At 61.1% G+C, this 15,344-nt stretch carries 15 protein-coding genes and 1 tRNA gene; all 16 read left to right on the top strand.

Annotation, left to right across the window (positions count from 1 at the left end):
* The first annotated feature begins 21 nt into the window (after positions 1–21).
* The 16 genes from F2P45_RS15200 to F2P45_RS15125 all read left to right on the top strand — a co-directional run bounded on the left by F2P45_RS15200 (position 22) and on the right by F2P45_RS15125 (position 15,336).
* Positions 22–108: transfer RNA gene (locus F2P45_RS15200), tRNA-Leu, on the top strand.
* 172 nt (positions 109–280) lie between these two features.
* Positions 281–640 (top strand): NADH-quinone oxidoreductase subunit A, encoded by a 360-nt coding sequence (locus F2P45_RS15195; protein ID WP_099876556.1) that lies wholly within the window; start codon positions 281–283, stop codon positions 638–640.
* Positions 641–643: 3 nt separating this feature from the next.
* A complete protein-coding gene (locus F2P45_RS15190) occupies positions 644–1,120 on the top strand; it encodes a NuoB/complex I 20 kDa subunit family protein (RefSeq protein WP_054263649.1) in 477 nt (158 codons plus the stop codon).
* Positions 1,121–1,135: 15 nt separating this feature from the next.
* The gene (locus F2P45_RS15185; RefSeq protein ID WP_166876505.1) at positions 1,136–1,729 is read left to right on the top strand and encodes an NADH-quinone oxidoreductase subunit C; all 594 of its coding nucleotides are present in this window, start codon (positions 1,136–1,138) and stop codon (positions 1,727–1,729) included.
* Complete coding sequence (locus tag F2P45_RS15180; protein WP_166876503.1) at positions 1,729–2,982, top strand: NADH-quinone oxidoreductase subunit D; 1,254 nt, start codon at positions 1,729–1,731, stop codon at positions 2,980–2,982. The genes F2P45_RS15185 and F2P45_RS15180 overlap by 1 nt, the downstream gene beginning before the upstream one ends.
* 25 nt (positions 2,983–3,007) lie before the next feature.
* Positions 3,008–3,487: an NADH-quinone oxidoreductase subunit NuoE gene (nuoE, locus tag F2P45_RS15175; protein ID WP_166876501.1), complete on the top strand. Its 480-nt coding sequence runs from the start codon at positions 3,008–3,010 to the stop codon at positions 3,485–3,487.
* Complete coding sequence (nuoF, locus tag F2P45_RS15170) at positions 3,484–4,779, top strand: NADH-quinone oxidoreductase subunit NuoF (RefSeq protein ID WP_166876498.1); 1,296 nt, start codon at positions 3,484–3,486, stop codon at positions 4,777–4,779. The genes nuoE and nuoF overlap by 4 nt, the downstream gene beginning before the upstream one ends.
* Positions 4,780–4,794: 15 nt before the next feature.
* Positions 4,795–7,134 (top strand): NADH-quinone oxidoreductase subunit NuoG, encoded by a 2,340-nt coding sequence (gene nuoG, locus F2P45_RS15165; protein WP_166876495.1) that lies wholly within the window; start codon positions 4,795–4,797, stop codon positions 7,132–7,134.
* Complete coding sequence (gene nuoH, locus F2P45_RS15160) at positions 7,134–8,225, top strand: NADH-quinone oxidoreductase subunit NuoH (RefSeq protein ID WP_166876492.1); 1,092 nt, start codon at positions 7,134–7,136, stop codon at positions 8,223–8,225. The genes nuoG and nuoH overlap by 1 nt, the downstream gene beginning before the upstream one ends.
* A 10-nt stretch (positions 8,226–8,235) precedes the next feature.
* Positions 8,236–8,724: an NADH-quinone oxidoreductase subunit NuoI gene (nuoI, locus tag F2P45_RS15155; protein ID WP_099876575.1), complete on the top strand. Its 489-nt coding sequence runs from the start codon at positions 8,236–8,238 to the stop codon at positions 8,722–8,724.
* Positions 8,725–8,778: 54 nt separating this feature from the next.
* On the top strand, positions 8,779–9,474 hold the full coding sequence (locus F2P45_RS15150) for an NADH-quinone oxidoreductase subunit J (protein WP_166876488.1): 696 nt from the start codon (positions 8,779–8,781) through the stop codon (positions 9,472–9,474).
* On the top strand, positions 9,471–9,779 hold the full coding sequence (gene nuoK / locus F2P45_RS15145; RefSeq protein WP_126075091.1) for an NADH-quinone oxidoreductase subunit NuoK: 309 nt from the start codon (positions 9,471–9,473) through the stop codon (positions 9,777–9,779). Before F2P45_RS15150 ends, nuoK begins: the two co-directional genes overlap by 4 nt.
* A gap of 54 nt (positions 9,780–9,833) precedes the next feature.
* Positions 9,834–11,963 (top strand): NADH-quinone oxidoreductase subunit L, encoded by a 2,130-nt coding sequence (gene nuoL, locus F2P45_RS15140; protein ID WP_166876485.1) that lies wholly within the window; start codon positions 9,834–9,836, stop codon positions 11,961–11,963.
* Between the two features lie 24 nt (positions 11,964–11,987).
* Positions 11,988–13,490 carry an NADH-quinone oxidoreductase subunit M gene (locus tag F2P45_RS15135; protein ID WP_166876483.1) on the top strand — a complete coding sequence of 501 codons (1,503 nt, stop codon included), beginning with the start codon at positions 11,988–11,990 and terminating at the stop codon, positions 13,488–13,490.
* 8 nt (positions 13,491–13,498) lie between these two features.
* The gene (gene nuoN / locus F2P45_RS15130; protein ID WP_166876480.1) at positions 13,499–15,016 is read left to right on the top strand and encodes an NADH-quinone oxidoreductase subunit NuoN; all 1,518 of its coding nucleotides are present in this window, start codon (positions 13,499–13,501) and stop codon (positions 15,014–15,016) included.
* Positions 15,016–15,336, top strand: coding sequence for a DUF2818 family protein (locus tag F2P45_RS15125; protein ID WP_188130156.1), 321 nt, complete (start codon positions 15,016–15,018; stop codon positions 15,334–15,336). Before nuoN ends, F2P45_RS15125 begins: the two co-directional genes overlap by 1 nt.
* Positions 15,337–15,344 lie beyond the last annotated feature (8 nt).

Genomic DNA, 15,344 nt, shown 5'->3' with positions numbered 1-15,344 from the left:
TGTTAGAATAGCGGACTCAATGCCGACGTGGTGAAATTGGTAGACACGCTATCTTGAGGGGGTAGTGGGCGAAAGCCTGTGCGAGTTCGAGTCTCGCCGTCGGCACCAAGAATATAAAAGCCAGCAAGGTTGCATAAGCGAACATGTTTATGCCTAAGCTGGCTTTTTTGCGAGGATCAGTCGTACGGTCCTGGTGGCAAGGTTCAAGCCAGGTTCGTGCGGTAGGGCGCTGCGACACGCAGTGTTTCATTAACCGATCGTTCAAGATAGGCTCCATCAAGTGAACCTCGATAATTACTTCCCCGTCCTGTTGTTCATTCTGGTTGGCATCGGTGTCGGTGTCGTCCCGCAGGTCCTGGGATATCTGCTCTCTCCCCATAAGCCCGATTCCGCCAAGCTGTCGCCTTACGAGTGCGGCTTCGAGGCGTTCGAAGACGCGCGCATGAAGTTCGACGTCCGCTACTATCTGGTGGCAATCCTGTTTATTTTGTTTGATCTGGAAACGGCATTCTTCTTCCCATGGGGCGTTTCCATGCGTGAACTGGGCTGGTCCGGCTTCGTGACGATGATGGTCTTCATCGCCGAGTTTGTGGTCGGTTTTTGGTATATCTGGAAGAAAGGTGCCCTTGATTGGGAATAAGCCATGTCAATTGAAGGCGTATTAAACGAAGGTTTCATCACCACGACAGCAGACAAGCTGATCAACTGGGCGCGTACCGGGTCGATGTTCCCGATGACGTTCGGCCTGGCTTGCTGCGCGGTCGAAATGATGCACACGGGCGCGGCCCGCTACGACATGGACCGCTTCGGCGTCGTGTTCCGTCCCTCGCCGCGCCAGTCCGACGTGATGATCGTCGCCGGCACGCTGTGCAACAAGATGGCGCCCGCCCTGCGCAAGGTCTACGACCAGATGCCGGAGCCGCGCTGGGTTATCTCGATGGGCTCGTGCGCCAACGGCGGCGGCTACTATCACTATTCGTACTCGGTAGTGCGCGGTTGCGACCGCATCGTGCCGGTCGATGTCTACGTGCCGGGCTGTCCGCCGACCGCTGAAGCGCTGCTGTACGGGATTCTGCAACTGCAGAACAAGATCAAGCGCACCAATACCATCGCACGTTAAGAAGCGGTTTCCACCATGACGACAAAACTCGAAGCCCTTGAACTCGCCCTGCGCACCGCACTGGGTGAGGGCGCCGCTATTACGGTGGCGCTGGGCGAAGTGACCGTAGTGGTCAAGGCCGCCGGCTATTACGCCGCGATGCAGACCCTGCGCGACGATCCTGCGCTCCATTTCGAACAATTGCTCGACCTGTGCGGCGTGGATTACTCCACCTACGGCGAAGGCACCTGGGATGGCGCGCGTTTCGCGGCCGTCTCGCACCTGCTGTCCATCGAACACAACTGGCGCGTGCGCGTGCGCGTGTTTGCCGAAGACGACGATACCCCGGTGCTCGCTTCCGTGGTCGAACTGTGGCGCGCCGCCAACTGGTACGAGCGCGAAGCGTTCGACCTGTACGGCATCCTGTTCGAAGGCCACAACGACCTGCGCCGCATCCTGACCGACTACGGCTTCATCGGCCATCCGTTCCGCAAGGACTTCCCGATTTCCGGTTACGTCGAAATGCGTTACGACCCGGAACAGAAGCGCGTGATCTACCAAGCCGTGACGATCGAGCCGCGTGAAATCATTCCGCGCGTGATCCGCGAAGAAACCTACGGGATGAAATAATGGCTGAAATTAAGAACTACACCCTCAACTTCGGCCCGCAGCACCCGGCCGCGCACGGCGTGCTGCGCCTCGTGCTCGAGCTGGACGGCGAAGTCATCCAGCGCGCCGATCCGCACATCGGCCTGCTGCACCGCGCCACCGAAAAACTGGCCGAAACCCGCACCTACCTGCAAACCGTGCCCTACATGGACCGTCTCGACTATGTGTCGATGATGAGCAACGAGCACGGCTACGTGATGGCGATCGAACGCCTGCTGGGCATCGAGGTGCCCGTGCGCGCCCAGTACATCCGCGTCATGTTCGATGAAATCACGCGCTTGCTGAACCACCTGATGTGGCTCGGCACGCACGCGCTCGACGTCGGCGCCATGGGCCCCTTCCTGTACGCCTTCCGCGACCGCGAAGACTTGTTCGACTGCTACGAAGCGGTGTCCGGCGCGCGCATGCACGCGGCCTACTACCGTCCGGGCGGCGTGTACCGCGACCTGCCGGACGCGATGCCGAAGCACAAAGCCTCGATCATCCGCAGCGCCAAGGCCATCGACGAACTGAACGAACACCGCCAGGGCTCGCTGCTCGACTTCCTGGACGACTTCTGCAAGCGTTTCGTCACCTATGTGGACGAGTACGAAACCCTGCTGACCGACAACCGTATCTGGAAACAGCGTACCGTCGGCATCGGGGTGGTCAGCCCGGAAGCGGCCAAAGCCATGGGCTTTACCGGCGCCATGCTGCGCGGCTCGGGCGTGGAGTGGGATCTGCGCAAGAAACAGCCCTACGCCGTGTACGACAAGATGGATTTCGACGTGCCGGTCGGCACCAACGGCGATTGCTACGACCGCTACCTGGTGCGCGTCGAAGAGATGCGCCAGTCGAACCGCATCATCAAGCAGGCGTCGGCCTGGCTGCGCGCCAATCCGGGTCCGGTCATGACCGACAACCACAAGGTTGCGCCGCCACGCCGCACCGAGATGAAGTCGAACATGGAATCGCTGATTCACCACTTCAAGCTGTTTACCGAAGGCTTCCACGTGCCGCCGGGCGAGGCGTATGCCGCGGTCGAGCATCCGAAGGGCGAGTTCGGCATCTACATCGTGTCGGACGGCGCCAACAAGCCGTACCGCCTGAAGATCCGCACCCCGGACTATGCGCACTTGCAAAGCCTTGACGAAATGGCGCGCGGCCACATGCTGGCCGACGCCGTCACCATCATCGGCACCCAGGACATCGTATTCGGCAGTATCGACCGCTAAGCAGTCGATTTATTGAGGCACAACCATGTTGTTATCAGAGCAGTCATACAAAAAAATCGACCGTGAAGTCGCCAAGTATCCGCCCGACCATAAAGAGTCCGCGGTCATGGCGGCGCTCGCCATTGCGCAGGATGAAAAAGGCTGGCTTCCGCCGGAAGTGATGCAGGACGTCGCCGACTACCTCGGCATGCCCGCCATTGCCGTGCAGGAAGTGGCCACGTTCTACAATATGTACAACGTCAAGCCGGTCGGCAAGTACAAGATCTCGGTCTGCACCAACCTGCCGTGCGCCCTGTCGGGCGGCGAGCACGCCGGTCACTACCTGCAAGAAAAACTCGGCGTCGGCTATCGCGGCACCACCGAAGACGGCCAGTTCACCCTGATCGAAGGCGAGTGCATGGGCGCCTGCGCCGATGCGCCGGTGATGCTGGTCAATAACAAGCGCATGTGCAGCCTGATGTCGGATAGCAAAATCGACGCATTGGTCGAGGAACTCAAGAAATGACATCGCTCCATTCACGTCACATCGACCCGGTCATCCTGGCCAGCCTCGACGGCCAGAACTGGCACTTGCAGGATTACGTGAACCGTGGCGGCTACTCCGCGCTGCGCCGTATCCTGGAAGAGAAAATCACGCCGGAAGCGATCATCGCCGAACTGAAAGCCGGTTCCCTGCGCGGCCGTGGCGGCGCCGGTTTCCCGACGGGCCTGAAGTGGAGCTTCATGCCACGCCAGTTCCCGGGCCAGAAATACCTCGTCTGCAACACCGACGAAGGCGAGCCGGGCACGTTCAAGGACCGCGACATCATTCGCTACAATCCGCACGCGCTGATCGAAGGCATGGCCATCGGCGCCTACGCGATGGGCATCACGGTCGGCTACAACTACATCCACGGCGAAATCTGGGCCGAATACGCGCGCTTTGAAGACGCACTGGACGAGGCGCGTGCCGCCGGCTTCCTGGGCGACAAGATCATGGGCAGCGAATTTTCCTTCCAGCTGCACGCCGCGCACGGCTACGGCGCCTACATCTGCGGCGAAGAAACCGCGCTGCTCGAATCCCTGGAAGGCAAGAAGGGACAGCCGCGCTTCAAGCCGCCGTTCCCGGCCTCGTTCGGCCTGTACGGCAAGCCGACCACGATCAACAACACCGAAACCTTCGCGGCCGTGCCGTTCCTGCTGAACATGGGTGGCGAGAAGTATGCCGCCATCGGCAAGCCGAACAATGGCGGCAGCAAGATTTTCTCGATCTCGGGCGACGTCAACCTGCCGGGCAACTACGAAGTGCCGCTCGGCACGCCCTTCGCCAAGCTGCTGGAACTGGCTGGCGGCATGCGCGGCGGCAAAAAGATCAAGGCGGTCATTCCTGGCGGTTCGTCCGCCCCGGTGATTCGCGGCGAGCTCATGATGAACACCGATCTCGACTACGATTCGATCGCCAAGGCCGGCTCGATGCTCGGTTCGGGCGCCGTGATCGTCATGGACGAGACACGCTGCATGGTCAAGTCGCTGCTGCGCCTGTCGTATTTTTACTATGAAGAGTCTTGCGGCCAGTGCACGCCGTGCCGCGAAGGCACCGGCTGGATGTACCGCATGGTCCACCGCATCGAGAACGGCCAGGGCCGTCCCGACGACCTGGACATGCTCAACTCGATCGCCGACAACATCCAGGGCCGCACCATTTGCGCCCTCGGTGATGCGGCGGCGATGCCGGTACGCGCTTTCGTGAAGAACTTCCGCGAAGAATTTGAATATCACATCGAGCACAAGCACTGTCTGGTGCCTGCTTATATCTAAGGCCAGAGAACTCTCATGGTTGAAATTGAAATTGACGGTAAGAAGGTAGAAGTCCCACCAGGTAGCATGGTGATGGACGCGGCCAACAAGCTGGGCACCTACATTCCGCACTTCTGCTATCACAAGAAATTGTCGATCGCAGCCAACTGCCGCATGTGCCTGGTTGAAGTCGAGAAGGCACCGAAGCCTTTGCCGGCCTGCGCCACGCCGGTCTCGGCGGGCATGATCGTGCGCTCGAACAGCGAGAAGGCGGTACAGGCACAGAAATCCGTGATGGAATTCTTGCTGATTAACCACCCGCTCGACTGCCCGATCTGCGACCAGGGCGGCGAATGCCAGTTGCAAGACCTGGCGGTCGGCTACGGCAAATCGAACTCGCGCTACGAAGAAGAAAAACGCGTGGTTCCGCCGAAAGACGCCGGCCCCCTGATCTCAATGCAGGAAATGACCCGTTGCATCCACTGCACCCGTTGCGTACGTTTCGGCCAGGAAGTGGCCGGCGTCATGGAACTGGGCATGCTGGGCCGTGGCGAACACGCCGAAATCACCTCCTTCGTCGGCAAGACCATCGACTCGGAAGTGTCGGGCAACATGATCGACCTGTGCCCGGTCGGCGCACTGACCTCGAAGCCGTTCCGCTACAGCGCCCGTACCTGGGAACTGTCGCGCCGCAAATCGGTCAGCCCGCACGATTCGCTCGGTACCAATCTGATCGTCCAGGTCAAGGGCGGCAAAGTCATGCGCGTGCTGCCGCTGGAAAACGACGGCATCAACGAGTGCTGGATTTCGGACAAAGACCGTTTTTCGTACGAAGCGCTGGACAACGGCTCGCGTCTGACCAAGCCGATGATCAAGCAGGGCGGCCAGTGGGCCGAGACCGACTGGCAGACCGCGCTCGAATACGTGGCGCACGGCTTGCGCAACATCAAGCATGAACATGGCGCCGACAGCATCGCCGCCGTCGCCACCGCGCATTCGACGGTCGAAGAGCTGCACCTGCTTGCCAAAGCGATGCGTGGCATCGGTTCCGAGAACATCGACTTCCGCCTGCGCCAGAGCGACTTCGCGCTGGACGGCCAGGTCACCCCATGGCTGGGCATGCCGATCGCCGAATTGTCGCTGGTCAAGCGCGCACTGGTCATCGGTTCGTTCGTGCGCAAGGATCACCCGCTGGTCGCCACCCGCCTGCGCGCCGCTGTCAAGAACGGCGCCAAGCTCTCCTTGGTGCACGCGTCCGATGACGAACTCTTGATCCCGACCGCCAACAAGATCATCGCCGCGCCGTCCGACTGGCTGGCCGCCTTGTCCGGCATCGTGGCCGCTGTCGCCGCCGCCAAGGGCGTGGCCGCGCCAGCCGGTTTCGAAGGCATTGAAGCGAGCGACGCCGCCAAGGCCATCGCCGCCAGCCTGAATACCGGCGACGAGAACCTGCCGGGCGTGGTCTTGCTGGGCAACGCCGCCGCGCACCATCCGCAGGCGTCCGCGCTGCATGCGGCTGCGCAGTGGATCGCCGAACAGACCGGCGCCAAATTCGGCTACCTGACCGAAGCCGCCAACACCGTTGGCGGCTACCTGGTCGGCGCGTTCGCCAAGAACGCCGTGCCGCTGTTCTCGGTACCGAAAAAAGCCTACGTGCTGCTCAACGCCGAGCCTGAGCTCGATGCCGCCAACCCGCAGCAAGCCCGCGCCGCGCTCGACGCCGCCGAGATGGTCGTCGTCATGTCGGCCTTCCAGCATGGTGTCGAGTATGCCGACGTGCTGCTGCCGATTTCGCCCTTCAGCGAAACCTCGGGCACGTTTGTGAACTGCGAAGGCCGCGCGCAAAGTTTCAACGGCACCGTCAAGCCGCTCGGCGACACCCGTCCGGCATGGAAAGTGCTGCGCGTGCTGGGCAATCTGCTGGGCCTGTCCGGCTTTGAATACGACACCTCCGAAGCGATCCGCGACGAGCTGTTCGGCAAAGGCGTGACCGACCTGTCGGCCAAGCTGAACAATACCGGCAAGGCTGCGCTCAAGAGCGCCGCCTACGGCACCAGCGCCGCGCTCGAGCGCGTCACCGACGTGCCGATCTACTTCGCCGACGCCATCGCGCGCCGTTCCGAGCCGCTGCTGCGCACCGCCGACGCCAACGCGCCGCTGGTGACCTTGCCGGCCGACCTGGCCGCCAGGCTCGGCGTGCAGGCCGGCGCCAAGGTCAAGGTGTCGCAAGGTTCGGGTTCGGCCATCCTGGTGGCCGGCATCGATGCCCGCCTGCCGGCCAACACCGTGCGTGTCGCCTCGGCGCATCCGCTGACCGCCACCCTGGGCGCGATGTTCGGTGCGATCACAGTTGAAAAAGCAGGGGAGGGGGTCTGATGGCTCTGCCTGAAATGATTGATGGCGTCAACGCCTGGGGTGCCACCAACATCGGCTACGTCTGGCCGCTGATCTGGACCATGGTCAAGATCATGTGCGTCCTGCTGCCGCTGATGGGCCTGGTTGCCTACGCGACCCTGTGGGAACGCAAGCTGATCGGCTGGATCCAGATCCGTATCGGCCCCAACCGCGTCGGTCCGATGGGCCTGCTGCAGCCGATCGCCGATGCACTGAAACTCTTGTTCAAAGAGATCGTGGTGCCGGCCAAGGCGTCGAGCGGCCTGTTCATCCTCGGTCCGATCATGACCATCATGCCGGCGCTGGCCGCCTGGGTGGTGGTGCCGTTCGGTCCTGGCGTGGCCCTGGCCAACGTCAACGCCGGCCTGCTGCTGCTGATGGCGATCACCTCGATCGAGGTGTACGGCATCATCATCGCCGGCTGGGCGTCGAACTCGAAATACTCGTTCATGGGCGCGATGCGCGCCTCGGCCCAGATGATTTCGTACGAAATTCCCATCGGCTTCGTGCTGGTGGTGATCCTGATGGTCTCGGGCAGCCTGAACTTCTCCGACATCGTCGCCGGCCAGAACATGGGCTGGGGCGTGGCGCACGGCGTGTCCATGCTGTCGTGGAACGTGTGGCCGCTGCTGCCGCTGTTCATCGTCTACCTGACCTCGGGTCTGGCCGAATGCAACCGTTCCCCGTTCGACGTCGTCGAAGGCGAATCGGAAATCGTGGCCGGCCACATGGTCGAGTACTCGGGCATGTCCTACGCCATGTTCATGCTGGCCGAATACGCCAACATGATCCTGATCGGCACCCTGGCATCGATCATGTTCCTGGGCGGCTGGCACGCACCGTTCGCCTTCCTCGAAGTTGGCGGCGTACTGGGCGGTTTCCTCGGCTTCTTCTGGCTGTTCGCCAAGGCCTTTGTGATTGTCTCGCTGTTCATCTGGGTTCGCGGCACCTTCCCGCGCTATCGCTATGACCAGATCATGCGCCTCGGCTGGAAGATTTTCATTCCAATTTGCCTGGTGTGGCTGGTCCTGGTCGCAGGCTGGATGCAGACATCCTGGAATATTTGGAAGTAAGGAAGAGATAATGGAACGAGTGAAAGATTTTTTCAGCAGCATGCTGCTGACCGAACTGATCAAGGGATTGGCGCTGACCGGACGCTACGCGTTCTCGCGCAAGATCACCGTGCAGTATCCGGAAGAGAAGACCCCGATGTCGCCGCGTTTCCGCGGCCTGCACGCGCTGCGCCGCTACCCCAACGGGGAAGAGCGCTGCATCGCCTGCAAGCTGTGCGAAGCGGTGTGCCCGGCCATGGCCATCACCATCGAATCGGAACAGCGTGACGACGGTTCGCGCCGCACCACGCGTTACGACATCGATCTGACCAAGTGCATTTTCTGCGGCTTCTGCGAAGAATCCTGCCCGGTCGACTCGATTGTCGAGACGCACGTGCTGGAATACCACGGCGAAAAACGCGGCGATCTGTACTATACGAAAGAGATGCTGCTGGCTGTTGGCGATCGCTACGAGGGCGATATCGCCGCCGCGCGCGCTGCCGATGCCCCTTACCGCTAGTCGCCGGCGCAAGGTGTATTTAGCAAATTTAACTGCAAGTCCTCTGGGTTAGTTATGGAATTTAAAACTGTGTTGTTCTACGTGTTCTCGGCGATTATGCTCATCGCCGCGACCCGCGTTATCACTGCCCGCAATCCGGTCCACGCGGCACTGTTCCTGGTGCTGGCGTTCTTCAACGCCGCCGGCATCTGGATGCTGCTCAAAGCCGAATTCCTGGCGATCGTGCTGGTGCTGGTGTATGTGGGCGCGGTGATGGTGCTGTTCCTGTTCGTGGTCATGATGCTCGATATCAATATGGACCGCATGCGGGAGGGCTTCTGGTCCTACCTGCCGCTGGCCACCGGTATCGGCGTGGTCATCGTGCTGGAAATGGCAGCGGTGCTGTGGCGCGGCTTCATGAAGTTCGAGCAGGAGGCCGAGGCCGTCGGCGCGAACATCGGTGGCACCAAGGAATTGGGCCTGCTGATCTACACCAAGTACATCCTTGGTTTCGAGATCGCCGCCGCCATCCTGCTGGTCGCCATTATCGCCGCCGTCGCGCTGACCCTGCGTCGCCGCAAGGACACCAAGGCCTTCAATCCGGGCGACGCCGTGCGCGTCAAGCGTAACGACCGCCTGCGCATCGTGAAGATGGCAACGGTCGACCAGCCCGCCATCGACGCCGCTGCCAAAGCGGCCGCGCTGGCCGCCGCCGAAGCCCAGGCCGCCACTGCGCCGGACGCATCGGCCGCACCCAAGGAGACGAAATGACCTTATCGCTTGCACACTACCTGATCCTGGGCGCACTGCTGTTTGCGATCTCGATTGTCGGTATCTTTTTGAACCGCAAGAACGTCATCGTGCTGCTGATGGCGATTGAATTGATGCTGCTGGCCGTGAATTTGAACTTCATCGCGTTTTCCCATTACCTGGGCGACGCGGCGGGGCAGATCTTTGTCTTCTTCATCCTGACCGTCGCCGCTGCCGAATCGGCAATCGGGCTGGCGATTCTGGTGGTCATGTTCCGTAATCTGGACACGATCAACGTGGAAGACCTCGATACCCTCAAAGGTTAATCCGGTCCGTTCGGCTTACATTCATACTCGAATACATAACGATTAAGGTTCAACATGGCGGGGCAACTTCTTAACCCTAACGTCCTTCTTGCCGTACCGCTGGCGCCGCTGGCTGGTGCTGTGATTGCGGGCTTGTTCGGAACAAAATTCTTCGGTAACCTGGTCGGCCGTAAAACGTCGCATACCGTCACGATTTTGGGCGTGCTGATCGCGCTGGTCCTGTCGGTGCACACCTTGATGGCCGTGCTCGACGGCGCCAGCTTCAACGGCACCATCTATAACTGGATGACCGTCGGCACCCTGAAAATGGAGGTCGGCTTCCAGATCGACGCCCTGTCGGCGATGATGATGTGCGTGGTCACCTTCGTGTCGCTGATGGTGCACATCTACACCATCGGCTACATGGCCGAAGACGAAGGCTACAACCGCTTCTTCGCATACATCTCGCTGTTTACGTTCTCGATGCTGATGCTGGTCATGGCCAATAACTTCCTGCAGCTGTTCTTCGGCTGGGAAGCGGTGGGCCTGGTCTCGTATCTGTTGATCGGTTTCTGGTACACCCGTCCGACCGCGATCTTTGCGAACATGAAAGCGTTCCTGGTCAACCGCGTCGGCGACTTTGGCTTCATCCTGGGTATTGGACTGCTGCTGGCCTACGCCGGTTCCATGAATTACACCGAAGTGTTCGCGAAAAAAGAAGCGCTGGCCGCAATGACCCTGCCGGGTTCGGACTGGATGCTGCTGTCGGTCGCCTGTATCTGCCTGTTCATCGGCGCCATGGGCAAATCGGCCCAGTTCCCGCTGCACGTCTGGCTGCCCGATTCGATGGAAGGCCCGACCCCGATTTCGGCACTGATCCACGCCGCCACCATGGTGACCGCCGGTATTTTCATGGTGGCGCGCATGTCGCCGCTGTTCGAACTGTCCGACACCGCGCTGTCCTTCGTGCTGGTCATCGGTTCGATCACCGCGCTGTTCATGGGCTTTTTGGGCATTATCCAGAACGACATCAAGCGCGTGGTCGCTTACTCGACCCTGTCGCAGCTCGGCTACATGACCGTGGCGCTCGGCTCGTCCGCCTACTCGGTCGCCGTGTTCCACCTGATGACCCACGCCTTCTTCAAGGCGCTGCTGTTCCTCGGCGCCGGTTCGGTCATTATCGGCATGCACCACGACCAGGACATCCGCAACATGGGCGGCCTGCGCAAGTACATGCCGATCACCTGGATCACCGCGCTGCTCGGCTCCCTGGCGCTGATCGGTACCCCGTTCTTCTCGGGTTTCTACTCGAAGGACAGCATCATCGAAGCGGTCCACGCGACCCATATCTGGGGCGCTGGCTTTGCCAACTTCGCGGTGCTGGCCGGCGTGTTCGTCACGGCGTTCTACTCCTTCCGCATGTACTTCCTGGTGTTCCACGGGGAAGAGCGTTTCGGCAAGGCGCATGCGCATGACCACCATGCGCACGATGCCAAGCACGACGCAAAACACGATGCGAAGCACGACGCCAAGCACGCCGGTGCGCACGGCCACGATTCCGATGCGCACCATGAAGAGGACGATCACGACGACCACGCGCACCACGGCCTGGCTCCTGGCCAGAAGCCGCACGAGTCGCCGCTGGTGGTGACGCTGCCGCTGATCCTGCTGGCGATTCCGTCGGTGATCATTGGTTTCCTGACCATCGAACCTATGCTGTTCGGTAAATTCTTCGAGGGTGTGATCACCGTCGGCGACAACCACGGCGCCATGAAGGAACTGGCCGAAGGCTTCCATGGCCCGGTCGGCATGGTCATTCACGGCCTGCAGACGGCGCCGTTCTGGCTGGCCCTGTCCGGCGTGGCCGCGGCTTACTACTGCTACATGATCAATCCGCGTGTACCGGCCTGGTTCTATGCCAAGTTCAAGGCGATCCATACGCTGCTGGACAACAAGTACTACATGGACAAGTTCAACGACGTGGTGTTCGCCGGTGGCGCGCGCCTGCTTGGCAACGGCCTGTGGAATATCGGCGACAAGGGCATCATTGATGGCCTGATCGTCAACGGCAGCGCGAAACTGGTTGGCTGGTTCTCGTCCGTCGTCCGTCTCGGACAGACCGGTTACATCTACCACTACGCGTTTGTGATGATCATCGGTGTGCTCGGCGCGCTGATGTACTTCCTCCCGTTCTGGCACGCTTAAACAGACACGCAAAGACAATAAAACATGATGCCGTCTACGATTTCTAATTTCCCTCCGTATCTGAGCCTGGCGATCTGGCTTCCGATCGTCCTTGGTGCGGCCATTCTCGCGCTTGGCCGCGACGACAAACCGGGCATGACCCGGTGGATGGCGCTGATCGCGTCCATCGCCAGCTTCCTGGTCACCTTGCCGCTGATCCAGCACTTCGACAATGCCTTCCATGGCATGCAGTTCGTCGAAAGCACGCCGTGGATCGGCCGTTTCAACATCATGTACTCGCTGGCGATCGACGGCCTGTCGCTGTGGTTCGTGCCGCTGACGGCCTTCATCACCGTGATCGTCGTGATCTCGGCGTGGGAAGTGATCGAAAAGCGCGTGGCCCAGTACATGGGTTCCTTCCTGATCCTGTCGGGCCTCATGATCGGCGTGTTCTGCGCCATGGACGGCCTGCTGTTCTACTTCTTCTTCGAAGCGACCCTGATCCCGATGTTCATCATCATCGGCGTGTTCGGTGGCGAGAACCGCGTGTACGCCTCGTTCAAGTTTTTCCTGTACACCTTCCTCGGTTCGCTGCTGACCCTGGTTGCAATCGTCTACCTGTACAACGTCTCGGGCACCTTCGACATCCTGACGTGGCACAAACTGCCGCTGACGATGAAAGAACAGATCTTCATCTTCCTGGCCTTCCTGATGGCGTTTGCCGTCAAGGTGCCGATGTTCCCGGTCCACACCTGGCTGCCGGACGTCCACGTCGAAGCGCCAACGGGCGGTTCGGCCGTGCTGGCCGCGATCATGCTGAAACTCGGCGCCTATGGTTTCCTGCGCTTTTCGCTGCCGATCACCCCTGACGCATCGCACTACATGGGCGGCTTCATCATCACCCTGTCGCTGATCGCCGTGATCTACATCGGCCTGGTCGCACTGGTCCAGAAGGACATGAAAAAACTGGTCGCCTATTCGTCGATCGCGCACATGGGCTTCGTGACCCTGGGCTTCTTCATGTTCAACCAGATGTCAGTCTCGGGCGGCATCGTGCAGATGATTTCGCACGGCTTCATTTCGGGCGCCATGTTCCTGTGTATCGGCGTGCTGTACGACCGCATGCACTCGCGCCAGATCGCCGACTACGGAGGGGTGGTCAACCGCATGCCGCGCTTCGCCGCCTTTATCGTGCTGTTCTCGATGGCCAACTGCGGCTTGCCGGCGACCTCCGGTTTCGTCGGCGAGTTCATGGTCATCCTGGGCGCGGTCGAATTCAATTTCTGGATCGGCATGCTGGCCGCGACCGCCCTGATCTTCGGCGCCGCATACTCGCTGTGGATGGTCAAGCGCGTGGTCTTCGGCAAGGTCGCCAACAAGCACGTGGCCGAACTGACGGACCTGAACACCCGTGAATTCGTCATGCTCGGTATCCTGGCCATCGCCGTGATCGCCATGGGCCTGTACCCGGCGCCGTTCACCGACACGATGCAAACCTCGGTCGCCGACCTGCTCAAGCATGTCGCCGTGTCGAAACTGCCGCAATAAAGAAGACTATGATCCAGACTACGAATCCCAACCTGATCCCGGTTTACGCCGAAATCTTCCTGCTGGTCGCCGCCTCGGGCATCCTGCTGATCGACATGTTCCTCAAGGACGAGAAACGCGTCGTCACGTACCTGCTCTCGCTCGCCGCGCTGGTCGGCTGCGCCATCCTGAGCTACGCCGATTACGCGGCCGGCACCACGGTCTACACCTTCAATAACATGTTCGTGTCGGACCCGATGTCGAACCTGCTCAAGCTGTTCACCTACCTGGCCATCGGCATCACCCTGGTCTACTCGCGCACCTACGCCACCGCGCGCGGCATGTTGTCGGGGAACCTGGGCGGCGAATTCTATGTGCTCGCGCTGTTCTCGCTGCTCGGCCAGATGATCATGATCTCCGGTAACAACATGCTGATCATTTACCTGGGCCTGGAACTGATGTCGCTGTCGCTGTACGCCCTCGTTGCGCTGCGCCGCGACCACGCCGTCTCGACCGAAGCGTCGATGAAGTACTTCATTCTCGGCGCGCTGGCTTCCGGCTTCCTGCTGTATGGTATTTCGATGCTGTACGGCGCCACCGGCTCGCTCGACATCGGCGAAATCTCGACAGCGGCAGCCGCCGCCAACGCCAACCTGCACATCCTGGTGTTCGGCCTGGTGTTCCTGGTGGCCGGCCTGGCGTTCAAGCTTGGCGTGGTGCCGTTCCATATGTGGGTGCCCGACGTGTACCAGGGTTCGCCGACCGCGGTGACCCTGCTGCTGGGCGGCGCGCCGAAACTGGCCGCGTTCGCGATCTGCATCCGCCTGCTGGTGGAAGGCTTGCTGCCGATGGCGATCGACTGGCAGCAGATGCTGATGGTCCTGGCCGTGCTGTCGCTGGCCATCGGTAACCTGACCGCCATCGCCCAGACCAACATCAAGCGCATGCTGGCCTATTCGACCATCGCGCAAATGGGCTTCGTGCTTCTGGGCCTGTTGGCCGGCGTGGTCGCCAATCCGGTCGACCCGAAAGCCATGGCCGACGCCAGCAATGCCGCATCGGCCTACAGCGCCGCCATGTACTACTCGATCACCTACGTGCTGACCACCCTCGGCAGCTTCGGCGTGATCATGCTGCTGGCGCGCAGCGGCTTCGAAGCCGAAGAACTGAACGACTTCAAGGGCCTGGCCAAGCGCAGCCCGTGGTTCGCCATCGTCATGGCGATCCTGCTGTTCTCGCTGGCCGGCGTGCCGCCGATGATGGGCTTCGCCGCCAAGTTCGCCGTGCTCGAAGCGGTGCTCTCGACCGGCGCCGTGTGGCTGACCGTGGTCGCGGTGATGTTCTCGCTGATCGGCGCGTTCTACTACCTGCGCGTGGTCAAGGTGATGTACTTCGACGAGCCGACGGACACCACCCCGATCGTGGCGCCGTTCGACATGCGCGCGGTCCTGTCCCTCAACGGTATCGCTACCGTGCTGCTCGGCGTATTCGCCGGTCCGCTGCTGGCCGCTTGTCTGAACGCGATGACGAAGACTATCGGTTCCTGATGGACGTGTCGTCATCGAGCTGGTTGGCCATCGCCATCGCACTGGCGGCGGCCAACCTGCCGTTCATCAATGAACGGCTGTTCGGCATCATCCCGCTCAAAAGCGCGCCCGGCGCGCCCCCGAACAAGTCGGGCTGGCTGCGCGTGTTTGAGTTGCTGGTGCTGTACTTTGTGGTGGGCGGTATCGCCTACCTGCTGGAGTCGCGCATCGGTAACGTCTTCGTGCAGGTCAAGGAGTTCTACATGATCACCGTGCCGCTGTTCGTGGTGCTGGCGTTCCCGGGCTTCGTGCTGCGCTACCTGCGCAAGCGCAAACATTAACCGCAAGG

Source organism: Massilia mucilaginosa (assembly GCF_011682145.1).
Taxonomy (GTDB): domain Bacteria; phylum Pseudomonadota; class Gammaproteobacteria; order Burkholderiales; family Burkholderiaceae_D; genus Telluria_A; species Telluria_A mucilaginosa.
This window is presented reverse-complemented; position numbering and strand designations above follow the sequence as displayed.

What these genes read in the sequence shown, in the direction of transcription:
- F2P45_RS15190 (WP_054263649.1), top strand. Translation starts at nt 644, where the DNA reads ATGTCAATTGAAGGCGTATTAAACGAAGGTTTCATCACCACGACAGCA.
- F2P45_RS15185 (WP_166876505.1), top strand. Translation starts at nt 1,136, where the DNA reads ATGACGACAAAACTCGAAGCCCTTGAACTCGCCCTGCGCACCGCACTG.
- F2P45_RS15180 (WP_166876503.1), top strand. Translation starts at nt 1,729, where the DNA reads ATGGCTGAAATTAAGAACTACACCCTCAACTTCGGCCCGCAGCACCCG.
- nuoE (WP_166876501.1), top strand. Translation starts at nt 3,008, where the DNA reads ATGTTGTTATCAGAGCAGTCATACAAAAAAATCGACCGTGAAGTCGCC.
- nuoF (WP_166876498.1), top strand. Translation starts at nt 3,484, where the DNA reads ATGACATCGCTCCATTCACGTCACATCGACCCGGTCATCCTGGCCAGC.
- nuoG (WP_166876495.1), top strand. Translation starts at nt 4,795, where the DNA reads ATGGTTGAAATTGAAATTGACGGTAAGAAGGTAGAAGTCCCACCAGGT.
- nuoH (WP_166876492.1), top strand. Translation starts at nt 7,134, where the DNA reads ATGGCTCTGCCTGAAATGATTGATGGCGTCAACGCCTGGGGTGCCACC.
- nuoI (WP_099876575.1), top strand. Translation starts at nt 8,236, where the DNA reads ATGGAACGAGTGAAAGATTTTTTCAGCAGCATGCTGCTGACCGAACTG.
- F2P45_RS15150 (WP_166876488.1), top strand. Translation starts at nt 8,779, where the DNA reads ATGGAATTTAAAACTGTGTTGTTCTACGTGTTCTCGGCGATTATGCTC.
- nuoK (WP_126075091.1), top strand. Translation starts at nt 9,471, where the DNA reads ATGACCTTATCGCTTGCACACTACCTGATCCTGGGCGCACTGCTGTTT.
- nuoL (WP_166876485.1), top strand. Translation starts at nt 9,834, where the DNA reads ATGGCGGGGCAACTTCTTAACCCTAACGTCCTTCTTGCCGTACCGCTG.
- F2P45_RS15135 (WP_166876483.1), top strand. Translation starts at nt 11,988, where the DNA reads ATGATGCCGTCTACGATTTCTAATTTCCCTCCGTATCTGAGCCTGGCG.
- nuoN (WP_166876480.1), top strand. Translation starts at nt 13,499, where the DNA reads ATGATCCAGACTACGAATCCCAACCTGATCCCGGTTTACGCCGAAATC.
- F2P45_RS15125 (WP_188130156.1), top strand. Translation starts at nt 15,016, where the DNA reads ATGGACGTGTCGTCATCGAGCTGGTTGGCCATCGCCATCGCACTGGCG.